Annotated in this window: 9 protein-coding genes and 1 pseudogene; 2 read left to right on the top strand and 8 right to left on the bottom strand. The window is 69.7% G+C overall.

The features are described 5' to 3' along the window. Positions 1-2: 2 nt before the first annotated feature. Complete coding sequence (locus K244_RS0112135; protein WP_020186540.1) at positions 3-395, bottom strand: metalloregulator ArsR/SmtB family transcription factor; 393 nt, start codon at positions 393-395, stop codon at positions 3-5. Between the two features lie 131 nt (positions 396-526). On the opposite strand from K244_RS0112135, the pseudogene K244_RS0112130 reads away from it, so the two are divergent. Next, a pseudogene (locus K244_RS0112130) lies at positions 527-721 on the top strand (STAS domain-containing protein); the annotation flags it as partial. 114 nt (positions 722-835) lie between these two features. Here the strand turns inward: K244_RS0112130 and K244_RS0112125 are convergent. From K244_RS0112125 to K244_RS0112110, 4 genes are all read right to left on the bottom strand, one after another. Then, positions 836-1,102 carry a hypothetical protein gene (locus K244_RS0112125; protein WP_020186538.1) on the bottom strand — a complete coding sequence of 89 codons (267 nt, stop codon included), beginning with the start codon at positions 1,100-1,102 and terminating at the stop codon, positions 836-838. Between the two features lie 79 nt (positions 1,103-1,181). Next, complete coding sequence (locus tag K244_RS0112120; RefSeq protein ID WP_020186537.1) at positions 1,182-2,669, bottom strand: efflux transporter outer membrane subunit; 1,488 nt, start codon at positions 2,667-2,669, stop codon at positions 1,182-1,184. A gap of 3 nt (positions 2,670-2,672) precedes the next feature. Then, entirely contained in the window at positions 2,673-5,798 is a 3,126-nt protein-coding gene (locus K244_RS0112115; protein WP_020186536.1) for an efflux RND transporter permease subunit, read from the bottom strand. Positions 5,799-5,804: 6 nt separating this feature from the next. Then, a complete protein-coding gene (locus K244_RS0112110; RefSeq protein WP_155931708.1) occupies positions 5,805-7,013 on the bottom strand; it encodes an efflux RND transporter periplasmic adaptor subunit in 1,209 nt (402 codons plus the stop codon). Between the two features lie 96 nt (positions 7,014-7,109). Here K244_RS0112110 and K244_RS0112105 point away from each other — a divergent pair, with 96 nt between their 5' ends. Next, positions 7,110-7,799: a TetR/AcrR family transcriptional regulator gene (locus K244_RS0112105; protein ID WP_020186534.1), complete on the top strand. Its 690-nt coding sequence runs from the start codon at positions 7,110-7,112 to the stop codon at positions 7,797-7,799. A 107-nt stretch (positions 7,800-7,906) separates the two neighbouring features. On the opposite strand, the gene K244_RS21920 is transcribed toward K244_RS0112105, so the two are convergent. Genes K244_RS21920 through K244_RS22720 form a run of 3 tightly spaced genes read right to left on the bottom strand, consistent with a single transcriptional unit; the run spans position 7,907 to position 14,030 of the window. Beyond that, positions 7,907-8,563, bottom strand: coding sequence for an SCO family protein (locus K244_RS21920; RefSeq protein WP_020186533.1), 657 nt, complete (start codon positions 8,561-8,563; stop codon positions 7,907-7,909). Next, positions 8,560-8,988, bottom strand: a complete 429-nt coding sequence (locus K244_RS0112095; RefSeq protein WP_020186532.1) for a hypothetical protein — start codon at positions 8,986-8,988, stop codon at positions 8,560-8,562. Before K244_RS0112095 ends, K244_RS21920 begins: the two co-directional genes overlap by 4 nt. After that, positions 8,985-14,030 (bottom strand): putative Ig domain-containing protein, encoded by a 5,046-nt coding sequence (locus K244_RS22720; RefSeq protein WP_020186531.1) that lies wholly within the window; start codon positions 14,028-14,030, stop codon positions 8,985-8,987. The genes K244_RS0112095 and K244_RS22720 overlap by 4 nt, the downstream gene beginning before the upstream one ends. Between the last annotated feature and the right edge of the window lie 193 nt (positions 14,031-14,223).

The following is a 14,223-nucleotide window of genomic DNA, read 5'->3' as shown; positions in this document are numbered from 1 at the left end:
GGTCAGGCCTGTGCAACAGGCGCGGGGGCGCAGCCGCAGCTCCGCTCGAGCTGTTTGAAAACGGGGGCGCACACCTCGGGCCGCCCGGCGCAGCAGTCCTCGAGCAGGTAGTTCACGAGGCCGCGCATGCCGTCGAAGTTCGCGGCGTAGAGGATCGACCGCCCGTCGCGGACGCCGGTGATCAGGCCCGCGCGCGCCAGGATCGCGAGGTGCGTCGAAAGGGTGTTCTGGAGGCAGCCGAGGGCGTCGGCGATGCCGCCTGCAGGAAGGGACTCCGGAGCAATCGTCACAAGGTGCCGGAACACCCGGAGCCGCGTGGGCTGGCCCAGCGCGAACAGCGCGTCGAGCGCCGCCTGTTCGAGGAGGCGAGGGCCCGGGGAAGCAAGGGTTGGCATGCGCGGCTCCGTGCGGTTAGTCCCGATCATATCGATAGATCGAAAAATGTCGATATGAATATTCGAGCTGGGGTGTCGAGGGACGCTCGCTTCTCTTGCGCCGTTCCTTCCATCGTCGCGGCGGCGCCGTTCGCCTCGTCATCGATGTCGCCGCAGCGCACTTCTGGGACATCTCGGCGATCGCGGCGCTGGACCGGGTGGTCCTGAAGGCGCGGGCGCTCGGACGCGAGGTCCAGATCGTCGGCCTGAACGAGGCCAGCGCCACAATGGTCGAGCGCTTCGGCGTGCACGACAAGGACGCGCCGGCGTCCCGCGCCGCGCACTGACGGCGAAGTCGTGCTTAACGGTCGGGTAGGATGTGGTGCGGGGAAAGCGTTCCCTGTCCGATCACGCGGACCGAATCCGGACGTCGCGGTCTGTTCCGCGTCCGGCCCCTTCGATCAGCTCAGTCGTCCCGCCGGCTTGTCGGACGAGACGTCGACGGCGAGGTTGTCCGCCAGATCCCGCAGCGCCAGGATCAGGTCTTCCAGTTGCTTGGCGGTCGCCACGAGCTGGACCGCCTCGCTGTTGCGCATGGTCGGATCCAGGGCGAACTCGATCCGAAGCATGCCCGCCATCCCGTCGGTCATCGCGGCGGTCTCGTAGCCGACGATCGGATTAATGGCGAGGCCGCCGCCCGGATGCCGTTTCCAGTCCTTCAGCGCCACTTTGCGGTTCCTCTCGAAATTGAACGCAGCGAGACGTAACCAGCGATGGTCGTCGCGGCAAGCGCGGGACCGCTCGCGATCAGCGCGCCCGGGCGGCGAGCCGAGGTCCCGTCGCGACGTCGACCACTTCCGGCGTCGACACCTCGACCGGCTTGCCCCAGCCGCCGCCGAGCGCCTTCTGGAGCGCGACGTAATTGGTGGCGGCCAGCACGCGGCTGGCGAGCAGCGCGTCCTCGGCGTCGTAGAGCGAGCGCTCCGCGTCGAGCACGTCGAGGAAGGCGGAGCTGCCGGCCCGGTAGAGCTCGCGGGACAGCCGGGCTGAATCCCGGTAGGCGGAGGCCGAAGCGCCGAGCTTCGCGGTCCGCTCACGCTCCTTGCGCAGGGCGACGAGGGCGTTCTCGACATCCTCGAGCGCAGTCAGCACGGAGGCCTTGAAAGCGACGAAGTACTGGTCCCGCTGGGCGCGCGCCACGTCCACCGCGGCGACGAGCGAGCCGCGTTCGAACAGCGGCACGTTGACGGAAGGTCCGTAGGACCAGCCGATGGTGGAGCGCTTCGCCAGGTCGCCGATCTTGGCGCTGGTGGTGGAGATCGACCCGGTCAGGCTGACGCTTGGATAACGTGCGGCCTCGGCCTGACCGATCTTGGCGGTGTACTGGGCGAGCTGGCGCTCGGCGAGCCGGACGTCGGGCCGCGCGCGCAGCACGTCGGCCGGAACGCCCGCCGCCGGCATGCCTTTCGGAGCGGGGATCGACCGGGCTGCGGCGAGGCGCGGGCCAAGCGCGCTCGGCGCACGCCCGGTGAGCACGCCCAGCCGGTGGACCGATTGCGCGAACGAGGTTTCAAGCGTCGGGATCTCGGCCTCGGTGGAGGCGGCGAGTCCCCTGGCGTTCGCGACGTCCACGCCCGAGGCGGAGCCCGCCTCGAGCTTCTGCTGGGTCAGGCTCGCGGTCTCGCGCTGGGACGCGGCTGTGCGGCGGGCGAGGGCGATCCGGGCCTGGTAGCCGCGCGCCTCGACATAGTTCTGCGCGACGTCGCCGATCAGCGTCAGCAGGGTGGAGCGCAGATCCTCCTCGGCGGCGTCGACGCCGTAGGTCGCGGCCTCGACCTCGCGGCGCGTGGCCCCGAACAGGTCGAGCTCCCAGCTGGCGTCGAAGCCGGCCTGGAAGGTGCTGGCGAGCGCCGACTTTCCCGTCCCCGTCTGGGTGGCGGCGGTCTTGGTGCGGTCGCCCGCGCCGAGGCCGTCGAGGGTCGGGAACAGGCCGCCGGCGGCCTCGCGCCGGGAGGCCCGCGCTTCCCGGATCGCGGCCTTGGCGGTCGCGACGTCGAGGTTGCCGGCCACCGCCTCGGCGATCAGCGCGTTCAGCAGCGGGTCATTGAGGTTGCGCCACCACTCGACGAGCTGGGGCTGGGCCGGCTTGGTCGCCTTGGGCTCCGCGCCCCAGCGGGCGGGGAGCGACAGCGACGGCGTGCGGTAGTCGGGACCGACGGCGCAGCCGGCCAGCAGGGCCGCCATCGACGCCGCTGCGAGGCGGCGCGCGGTGGCGCCGATTGAAACGGTCGTCATTGCTCAGGCCTCCGACGGCGTGGCGGCCGTGGCCGCAGGTCGGCCCGGGAAGAGCCTTCGGATCAGCACGTAAAGCACCGGCGCGAAGAACACCCCGAGCATCGTGGCCGCGATCATGCCGCCCATGACGCCGATGCCGATCGAGTTCTGCGCGCCCGAGCCCGCGCCGCTGGCGATCGCGAGCGGCGTCACGCCGAGGATGAAGGCGAAGGAGGTCATCAGGATCGGCCGCAGCCGCTGGCGCGACGCTTCGAGCGTCGCCTCCACCAGGCTCTGGCCCGCCGCCTGCCGCTCGATCGCGAACTCGACGATCAGGATCGCGTTCTTCGCCGCAAGGCCGATCGTCGTGAGCAGGCCGACCTTGAAGTAGACGTCGTTGGTCTGGCCGAAGAGCGTGGCGGCGGCGACCGCCCCGAACACGCCGATCGGCACGGCGAGCATGACGGCGAACGGGACCGACCAGCTCTCGTAGAGCGCGGCGAGGCACAGGAAGACGACGAGGATCGAGATCGCATACAGCGCGGTCGCCTGGCTTCCCGAGAGCTTCTCCTGATGCGACAGGCCGGTCCACTCGTGGGCGTAGCCCGGCGGCAGCGCCGCGATCATGCGATCGATCTCGTCCATGGCGTCGCCGGAGCTGACGCCGGGCGCGGCCATGCCCTGGATCTCGACGGCGGAGGAGCCGTTGTAGCGTTCGAGCCGCGGCGAGCCGTAGGTCCAGTCGCCCGTCGCGAAGGCGGAGAACGGCACCATCTCGCTGTTCGAATTGCGGACGTACCAGAGGTCGAGGTGGTCCGGCTGCATGCGGAACGCGGCGTCGGCCTGCACGTAGACGGTTTTCACGCGGCCGCGGTCGATGAAGTCGTTGACGTAGGCGCCGCCCCAGGCGGTGGAGAGCGTCGTGTCGACGTCGGACAGGTCGAGGTCGTAGGCGCTCGCCTTCTCCTGGTCGATCTCGACCGAGTACTGCGGGGTGTCCTCCATGCCGTTCGGGCGGACGGCGGCGAGGCTGGCGGTCTTCGCGGCGTCGCCGAGTAGCTTGTCCCGGGTCGCCATCAGCGCCGCGTGGCCTGCGCCGTTGATGTCCTGCAGGTAGAAGCTGAAGCCGCTGTTGTTGCCGAAGCCCTGGATCGCAGGCGGCGCGAGCGCGAAGACCTGGCCGTCGCGGATGGAGGCGAACGCCGCCTGGGCGCGGCGCGCGACCGCCTGCGCCGAGAGGGTCGCGTCCTTGCGATGGTCGAAATCCTTCAGCTTGATGAAGGCGATGCCGACGTTCTGGCCCGAACCGCCGAAGCCGAAGCCGACGCTTGAGAACACGCCTTCGACAGCGTCCTTCTCCTTGGTCAGGTAGTATTCGCGGACCTGCGCCAGCGCCTTCAGCGTCCGGTCGGCGGTCGCGCCGACCGGCATCTGCACCGCCGTGATGAGCATGCCCTGGTCCTCCTCGGGGAGGAACGAACTCGGCAGCTTGGCGAACAGCCACGCCGTCGCGCCGCAGATCACCACAAACACCAGGAGCGCTCGGATCGAGCGCCGGACCAGTCCGCCCACGGCGTTGCGATAGCCCGTCGCGAGGCTGTCGAACGTTCGGTTGAACCAGCCTGGAAAGCCGCGCCGGGGGCCATGCTTTTTCGGCTTCAGCAGCGTGGCGCAGAGCGCAGGCGTCAGGATCAGCGCCACGAGGGCGGAGAGAGCCATCGCGCTGACGATCGTGACCGAGAACTGCCGGTAGATGACGCCGACCGAGCCCGAGAAGAACGCCATCGGCACGAACACCGCCGAGAGCACCAGGGCGATGCCGACCAGCGCGCCCGTGATCTCGTGCATCGACTTGATGGTGGCCTCCTTCGGCGGGAGCTTCTCCTCCTCCATCACCCGCTCGACGTTCTCGACCACCACGATGGCGTCGTCGACGAGCAGACCGATGGCGAGCACCATCGCGAACATGGTTAGAGTGTTGATGGTGTAGCCGGCGAGCGCCAGCACGCCGAAGGTCCCGAGCAGCACGACGGGCACGGCGAGCGTTGGGATCAGGGTCGCACGCAGATTCTGCAGGAAGACCAGCATCACCACGAAGACGAGCACGATCGCCTCGAGCAGGGTCTTCACCACCTCCTCGATCGAGAGCCGGACGAAGGGCGTGGTGTCGTAGGGGTAATAGACCTCGACGCCGTCGGGGAAGGTCGCCTTCAGGCGCTCGATCGCGGCCTTCACGGCGGACGCGGTGTCGAGCGCGTTGGCGCCGGTGGCCAGGCTGATGGCGAGGCCGGCGGTGTTCTTGCCGTTGTAGGACGCGTTTGTGGTGTAGTCCTCCGCGCCAAGCTCCACGGTCGCGACGTCGTTGAGGCGGACGATCGAGCCGCCCTCGGCGCTCTTGAGGATGATGTTCTCGAACTGCTGCGGCGTCTGCAGCCGGCTTTTCGCGGTGATCGTCGCGTTGAGCTTCTGGCCCCTGACCGATGGCAGGCCGCCGAGCTGGCCGGCGGAGACCTGCGTGTTCTGCGCCTCGATCGCGGAGGTCACGTCGCTCGGCATCAGAGCGTATTTCTGGAGCTTCGCCGGATCGAGCCAGATCCGCATGGCGTAGCCGGAGCCGAACAGCTGGGTCTGGCCGACGCCTTCGATGCGCTTCAGCGTGTCGTTGAGCGTGGAGTCGACGTAGTCGGCGAGGTCCGTCGAGTTCAGCCGCCCGTCTTCCGAGGTGAAGGCCGCGACCAGAAGGAAGCCGCCGGTCGACTTCGTCACCGTCAACCCGACGTCGCGGACGGTCTGAGGGAGCTGCGCCTCGATGAGGTTCAGCTTGTTCTGCACCTGCATCTGCGCGACGTCCGGATCGGCCGCGTTGGTGAAGGTGATCTTGATCTCCGCCGAGCCGGACCAGGTCGAGGTCGAGGTCATGTAGTCCAGGTTGTCGAGCCCGGTCATGCCCTGCTCGATGACCTTGGTCACCGAGTTCTCGATGGTCTGCGCGTCCGCGCCGGAGTAGGTCGCGGAGATGTTGACGGTCGTCGGCGCGATCTCGGGATACTGCGAGATCGGGAGGTTCAGGATGGCGAGCGCGCCGCCGAGCATCACAGCGATCGCCAGCACCCAGGCGAAGATCGGGCGATCGATGAAGAAGCGGGACATGGGCGATCAGTCCTTGTGAGCCGCGTCGCGAACATCGCCCGTGGCGTCGTCCACCGAGACTTCGGTCGCCGTCACCTCCTGGCCCGCGCGAATGTTCTGGCCGCCCTCGACGACGACCCTGTCGCCGGCCTTCAGTCCCTGGTCGACGAGCCATGAATTGCCGATCTGGCGGCCGACCACGATCACGCGCTCTTCGACTTTGCCGTCAGCTCCGACGATCTTGACGGTGGCCTCGCCCTTCGTGTTGCGGCCGACCGCCTGCTGGGTGACGAGCACGCTGTTCGGCGCCACGCCCTCTTCGATCACGGCCCGCACATACATGCCCGGCAGCAGCAGCCGATCGGGGTTCGGAAACGAGGCGCGGACCGTGAAGGTGCCCGTCGTCTCGTCGACGTTGGCTTCGGCGAACTGCAGCGCGCCGTTCTCGCCATAGGTGGCGCCGTTCTCAAGATGGAGCTTCACGGCCACCTCCGGTCCGCGGAACTTGAGGCGGCCGGTCTTCACCGCGTCCTTGAAGCGCAGCAGGTTGGTGCTCGACTGGGTGACGTCGACGTTGATCGGGTCGAGCGTGCGCACGGTCGTCAGCGCCGTGTCCTGGCTCGCTGTCACCAGCGCGCCCGGCGTCAGCGACGACGCGTCGACGCGGCCGCCGATCGGCGCGCGGATCGTCGTGTAGTCGAGATTGATCCTCGCGGTGTCGACCTCGGCCTTGGCGGAGGCGACGTCCGCGATCGCCTGGGCGAGGGTCGCCTCGGCGTCGTCGAGGTCCTGTTTCGAGACGGCGGAGCCCTTGGCGAGCCCTTGGTACCGCTCGACCTTGGCCTGCGCGCTCGGCACGGCGGCCTCCGCCTTCTGCCGGGCCGCGACGGCGCTGTCGTAGGCCGCCTTATAGGAGGCGGGGTCGATCTGGTAGAGCGGGTCGCCCTGCCTGACCTCGCTGCCTTCCTTGAACAGCCGCGTCTGGATGATTCCGCCGACCTGCGGCCGGACCTCGGCGACCAGCGAGGCGCTCACCCGCCCCGGCAGCTCCGCGGTGACCGCGACTGAGCGGCCGTCGACCACGACGACGCTGACCGAAGGACGTTGCGTGGCCTGAGCCGGAGGGCCGCCGGCGTCGTCCCGCTCGCACGCCGAGAGCAAGAAAGACATCGCAGCCCCCAAAGCCGCAGCCGCGAGGCTGCGCCGGGTGCCTGCGGTCCGCTGTACGATCGTCATGCTCGTCGCCTGCGCTATTTACGGTACTTATCGGTACCAGTATTGTGCGGGGCGTCTCGCTGTCAACGCGGGATAGGTTTCGAAAGGTTGCTGAGCATGTCCGAGACAGCGTCAGATCCGACCGCCGTCCGCACCGCGCGCGGCCGGCCGCGCACGCCGTCCGGCGAGCGGCGGGCGCGCATCGTCGCCGCGGCGCGCGCGATCTTCGTCGACGCGGGCTACGGCGCGATGACCACCAACGCGGTCGCCGCGCGCTGTCAGGTCTCGAAGCGCACGATCTACGAACAGTTCGCCAACAAGGCCGAGCTATTCGGCGCGATTGTCGACGCGCATCGCCCGGAGATGCTTCGGCTGCCGCGTCCCGACGATGAGGCGCCGCTCGAAGACGCGCTGGCGGAGATTTTCCGCCTCGACATCGACGAGGACAGCGATCGCATCCGGAACGCCTTCATCCGCGCGGCGCTCAAGGACGGCGACGCCTTCCCCGAGGTCCAGGATCTCATCGTCGCCAAGGGCGTCGAGCCTTCGCAACGCGCGCTCGCGGCGTGGTTGGACGAACGGCGACGGGAAGGACGGCTCGTGTTTGATGACGCCGAACAGACGGCGCACGTGCTGATGGATCTGGTCTTCACGTCGGCCGCGTCGCGGTCGGTTCCGCACGACCCGTGGCCCGATCTCGCCTCGCGCGCGGCGCATCAGCGCTTCTGCATCGCCGTGTTCCTCAACGGCGTGCGCGCGCGAGACCGCGGCGAAACCGCCCGGGAGAGCGCGCGATCGAAAGCCTGATCGTCTCGGATTGACCACACCGTCACGCCCGCGTCTTCACGCGGGCGTCCACGACTTACCCGGCTTCGCCGGGCATGACGCCGCCTCCGTCACAGGCGATCGCGGTCCTAACGTGGCGCACGCGCCTCGAAGGCGGCGGCGTCGCGCAGCAGCTTCACGAGGTAGCGTGGGCTCGGCATCTCTTCGGTGACGAAGATCAGCTTGCCCGAGGGCGCTAGGAGATAGACCCGGGCGTCGTGCACGTCCGGGCCGGAGCCGCGGCCGTTGAGCGCGTCGACGAGCGGTCCGACGCCTTCAGGGGAGGGGACCACGGCGCGCCAGCCCGTTCGGGCGTCGAAGCCGCTCAGCCAGCGCGCCAGCGCGTCCGGCGTGTCGCCCACGGCGTCGATGCTGACCGAAAGCAACTGCGCCTCGACGCCTTCCGCCGCCAGCGCCGCCTGGACAGCCTTGAAGATCGCGCCCTGGATCGGGCAGGTGACCGAGCATCCGGTGAACATCAGTTGCAGCAGCGTGTAGCGGCCGTGCGTGAGCGCGGCGAGCGTCGTGGCCACGCCGTCGTCGCCGGTTAACGCGACCGCCGGCATGGCGCGCGGCGGCCGGATCGGTCCGAACGGCAGGTGCGTCTCCTGCGGCGCGGAGACGACGGCGGGGAGCGTCGGCGGCGCGCCGCTCCGCGCGGACAGGAAAAGGCCCGCGCCGACGCCGACGGCCGTGAGCGCGCACCCGAGGAGCGCCCCTACGAGGGCAGCGCGCCGGCCGCTCACCGGCCGCTCACATAGCGCCACAGCGCTTGGCAGTCGTCGTCCGGGAGCACGAAGCGCGGCATCGTCCGGTCGAGGAGGACCGAGGACGGGTCGAGCCCGTCCCGCAAGGCCGTGCAGAACGCCGCCGCGTCATAGACCGAGGCGGGGCCGCCGCGCCGGGGGGTGGCCTGTGTCAGGCTCGCCCGGTCGAGGGCGACGACCCGCCGCGGCGCAGCCGAGGGCCGGGCGTCATGGCAGTTCGCGCAGCGCGAGGCGGATGTCGGCAGCGGCACCTCGGTGGCCGCGACGGAGGCCTGCAGTCCGGCGTAGCCGTGGTACAGCGCATAGCCTCGAACGTCCGGCAGGAACGCCGCAGCCGAGGCGGCGCCGACGCCTCCGAGCGCCAGCGCCGCCGTCGCCGCGGCGCCTCGCGGCCGCCATCTCATGGCGGGCCGATCTGCTTGAGGTAGTCGGCGAGGGCGCTGAGGTCCGCGGCGGACGCCGTGACGTTCGTGTGGGCCTTCACCGCATCGGCGAGGGTCGCGGCCGAACCGTCATGGAGATAGGGCGCCGTGGCCCAGACCCCGCGCAGCGTCGGCACGTCGATGCCGGGGAGCGGCCCGCCGAGGCGGCTGCCGGACGAGGGCTTGATGGTGCCGACGTCTTTCATCCGGCGCGCGTTGCCGCTGATCGTCATCGCGTCGCCGGCGTGGCAGGAGCCGCAGCGCAGGCGGTCGAAGGCCGCCTTGCCGGTCACGCCCGCCGGGGTCAGCGCTCCGTCGGCCTTGGCGTAGGGGCTCGGCGGGAACGCGTCGAGCGATTGCACGAAGGCGGCGAGCGCGTCGAGGTCGGCGCTCGCGCGCGCCTTGGCCTTCCCCAGCGGGTCGGACCGGGTGCCGAGCGCAAAGGCCGCGTCCGACATCAGGCCGCGGCCTCCGGCGAAGCTGCGAATCTGGCCTTCGAAGTCCTGCACTTCGTTGAAATTCGCGCTCCAGTGCATGAAGCCGTTGCCGAGACCGGCGCGGCCCACGAGCGAGATGGTGTTCCGCAGGCCTTCGCCGAAGCCGGTGAAGTCCCAGGTGCGGCCGTCGTCCTCGCCGCGGTCGTGGCAGGCGGCGCAGCTGAGATAGCCGTCGCGGGCGAGCCGGAGGTCCGCGGCGTCGTAGAAGAACTGCTTCCCCTTCAGCACGGTCGGCGACAGCTTGTCCTGCGCGACCGTCGGGATGGTCGCGAGAATGCGCTCCTTCATCTGGCCGTAGCGCAGCACATAGGCCAGCGAGGCGACCGTCACCGTGCGGTCCATGAAGTTGCCGACGTAGAGCGTGTCTCCGTCCGGCGACAGGGTGAGCGACGACGGCGCGCGACCCACTTTGAAACGGAACAGCTCGCGCCGCCCGACCGGGTCCACGACCGCCACTTGGCGCGTTGTCTGCAACGCGACGAAGAGATAGGCGCCCGTCGGATGCATCACGGCGGCGCTGGCCACGCCGGAATTGTCGAGATCGATCCGCGCGCTCAGGTCCTCCTGGCCGGTGGCGAGGTCGATCTTGGAGACGATCGCGCGCACCGTGTTCTGGAAGGTCAGATTCTGGCCGTCCCGCAGCGTCCCCCGGGCGATGTTGTCCTGCTTGGAGGGCGCCCAGGCGGTCTTGCCGTCGGGCGACAGGGCGAGGGCGCCGACGTAGTTCGGCACGCCGCGCCCGCCAGCCTCGCTGTCCGGCGCGGTCGAGTGACGAAGGACGATCGTTCTCTCGACGACGCCGTCCAGCTTCATGACGCGGACCTCGCCGCCCGTCGGCTGGCCGGCGGCGTCCACGCTTTTGACGACGGCCGTGCCCTCGCCGGGCTGCGGGCCGGTCACGAAGCGGGAGATGAAGACCCGGTCCTGCGCCTGGTTCGCGGCGATGAACCGCGGCGAGGGCCCGACAGGCACGGATCCGCCGTAGACGCCGGCGGGGGAGATCATGGCCGCCTCGCCGAGCCCTTCGAGCGTGACCACCGCGGCGCCGTTTCCATTCACGAACGCGATGCCGAACGGGCGGGACGCCGCGGGGAGGGCGATGGTGCGGACTACGGTCAGCGACGCCGGATCGACGACGCTGACCGTGGAGCTGTCGCGGTTGACGACCCACACTCCGCCGTTCGGCGCGATCGCGAGGCTCTGGGGCGAGACGCCGACCGGAATCTCCGCGACCCGCGTGTTGGTTCCGAGGTCGAGCACGGCGACGCTGTCGTTGTCGGGGTTCGCGATCCATAGCCGCGGCGACGCTCCGGATCGCGCTTCGTAGCCCGCCGCGCCGCTGGTCGCGCCGCGCGCGTCGGAGGCCGGCTTCACGTAAATCGCCTGGTCGAAGCCGTAGGTCGTCTGCCGCCCGCTCGCCGTCCGCATCGTCAGGGTGACGTCGAAGCTGCCGGCGGCCTTGAAGACGTGCGTCGCGACGGGGCTGGTCGAAAAGGCGGTGTCCGCCGTGCCGTCGCCGAAGCTCCAGCGGTAGGTCACTCCCTCGCCGTTCAGGATGGTGGGCGAGTAGGTGACCGTCCGATTGACCACCGTCGGCTTCACGAGCAGAGACCGTACGGTGGGCGTGGCCTCGGTGACGGTCCAGGAAAACTGTCCCGCCGTCGCCGCCAGCGCGTCTGCGGCCGTCACGGCGACGGCGTAGGACCCCGGCGTGGTCGGCGTGCCGGAGATCCGCCCGCTCGTGGCGTTGATCGACAGCCCGTCGGGAAGGCCGCTCGCGCTGAAGGTGATGGCGTCGCCCTCCGGATCGGTCGCCTTGACGGCGAGCGCGGCCGCGGCGCCCGCCGGCGACGATTGCGCGGCTGGAACGGTGAGCGTGGGCGGCTTGTTGGTGAAGACGCCGAACGCCTGCGCCTCCGCGAGCTGAAGCGCGGAGGCGGCCGCTCCCTGCACCCGGACGAACCGGCCGATCGCGCCGATCGGCACGTCGATGAAGTTGGTGATCGTGACGTCCGCCGAGACGTAGCGCTTGACGACCGCCGGATCCGCCATCAGCTCCGCGAAGCTGCGGCCGGTCGGATCCTCGACCGAGACGAAGACATAGAGGTTTTTCGTGCGCGCTTCGCAGCAGTCCGTCCGCCTCCACAGCCGGACGTAGTCGAGCGCGGCGCGGCCGCCGAGGTCCACCTGCCACCAGGGATTGGCCTGGGTGGGAGTCAACGTGACCGAACCTGCCGACCATTGGCCGTTGACGACCCCGTCGACGGCGCGGTCGGGCGTTCCTCCGCTCTGCACGCTCGACTGGGTCGCGACCTTTCCGCGCGCGAGATTGGCCGTCGACAGCGGCGCGGACGAACCGCCGAGCTGCGAAAGGGGGATCGGGATGAAGTCGACGTCGCCGGGGCGGAGCCAGCTCAGGCGCAGCGTGCCGCCGAACAGGCTGTTGTAATACTCCATGAAGACCGGGACCTTCTGCCCGGCGACGAGATCGAGCTGGCCTTCCTTGACGGCGGGCGCATGGGCGACCCAGTCGTCCGCGATCTGCTTGCCGCCGATCCACAGCCGCACGCCGTCGTCGGATTCGACCCGGAACTGGGTGACGCCGCTGCGCTGCGCGGTGATCTCGCCGCTCCAGCGCGCCGAGAAGGCGCCCGGCACGTTCCCGCCCGGCCCGGTCTCCGGGAACGAGAAATAGGGCGCCTCGCGGCGGAGCATGGCGATCGGCCCGGTGAGGTCCATGGAGGAGTAGTACTCGCCGAGCAACCCGTCGCCGGCGGCGAGGGCGCCGTCCACCGCGACCTTGAAGTCGGTCGAGACCGTCTGGCCGCCGGCGGTGGCGATGAGTTGCGCCTGGAACGTGCCGGCGACGGAGGGCGCGCCGGAGATGGCGCCGGTGGTGCGGTCGATCGTCATTCCCGCGGGCAGGCCGACCGCGCTGAAGATCGTCTCTCGCGACAGCGGAACGACGTTCGGCTCCACCAGCAGACCCGCGCCGAGGCTCGTGACGATGGTTCCGGGGCTCACCAGCGACGCCACCGCGTTCGGGCTGACGTGCACGATCTTGGCGACAGACGGCGTGCCGGCCGCGTCGAGGCCGAACAGCATCCAGTTGCCGGGCAGCAGATAGCCGGGATTGGACGGCGCGCTCAGCGCGTAGGCGTTCGTTCCGGTCGGGCGGAAGCTGAGCGACAGCCGGCGCTGGTCGTTGTTGACCGAATGCGTCGCCGCCGACATCCGCACCAGCGAGAATGCGACGACCTCGCGGTCGGTGACGACGGCCGCTTCCGCGCCGAAGCGGAATTCGTCCGGCGCCGACACGATCTTCGGGCGCGAGGCGAGCGCCCCGTTCGCGTCGAAGAGATAGCCGGGCGAGTAGATCTGGACATCGGGATGATCCGCGGAGCACCCGCACAGGCCGCCGCCGCCAGACAGCACCCGCCCGTCCGGCAGCAGCAGGGCGATGCTGTGGTAGTTGCGGGGGCGCGCGGCGGCCGCGACCATCCGGAAGACGCCGGTCTTGGAGTTCCAGATCTCCGCCGCCAGAACGGCGTTCGAGTCCGAAAAGCTCTGGCCGTAGGTCTGGCCGCCGATCATCATCACGTCGCCGTCGGGCAGCACGACCGCGTTGTGGTAGGTGCGGGCGTAGGCCATCGGCGCGACCTTGGTCACCGCCGCGTCGCCGCTCGAAACGTCGATGACGTAGGCGCCCGCGCGCGCCGGGTTACCGTTGTAGGAGATCGAGCCGCCGGCCTTGAGCACCTTGCCGGCGTCGTACATCGAGGCGGTGCCGTTGATCGCGAAGGCGTCGTCCCCGCGCAGGCCAGCCTCGCTGACCGAGCCCCCGCCCGTCGAGTCGATCCACTTCATCGCCGGCGAAGGACCGGCGAACAGCACCTTGCCGTTGCCCGCGGGGATCAGCCAGTAATGGCTGTCGTAAGCGTAGCCGGAGGTCTCGTCCGGGGTCGTCATGCCGCTCGTGGCGACGCCCGGAAGCACGCGCCAGCCCGCGTCCGGCGTCCAGATCTCTCCGTCCTTGCGGTCCGCCCATTCGCCGGACCATGAGCCGCCGAGCGTCAGCACCGAGCCGTCCGCCAGGATCGTGTTGCCGCTGTAGCCGCGCGGGATGTTCATGTCCTGCGCGCGCGCGTAACTCTTGGTCTTCGGGTCGTAGATGCTGGTCACCGCGGCGTTCGAGCCGCCGTTGGCGAGGACGCGGCCGTCGGCCAGCATGGTGGTGCCGGTGCAGAACATGTTGTGGCCGACCTCGGCGTCCTGCCGCACATGGGTCAGCGTCGCCGGATCGAACAGCAGCGCCTTGACCTTGCCGAGCGTGCCGAAGGTGAACTCGTCGTCCGCGGACCACAGCAGGGTCTTTCCGTCCGGCAGCACGGCGCCCGAGGACGGGATCAGCGGGAGCGTGATCACGCCCGACCATGCGCCGGACAGGTTTTCGTCCGCCGCGAACGCCGGCGCGGCGGCGCACGCCGTCAACGCCGCGACGGCGGCGGCCGCGATGCTGAGTTTCATGTCAGTCCCCGATGTGATCGGCCGATAAATCGGCCCCCGCCGATCACCGTCCCCCACGCTCAACTGATTCAATTTTTAGAAAAAAGAGTCAAAAGCTTCGGTGATCGATCATTAACGCCTGGGTTGGAGCGGGCGCTTCGACCTTGAAAGTATGTTCATGCCTCGGTTTTGCTCAGATATGTCATTGATCCCC

Source organism: Methylopila sp. 73B (assembly GCF_000526315.1).
Taxonomy (GTDB): Bacteria; Pseudomonadota; Alphaproteobacteria; order Rhizobiales; family Methylopilaceae; genus Methylopila.
Note: the sequence above shows the minus strand (reverse complement) of the source record. Positions and strands in the feature narration are given on the sequence as shown.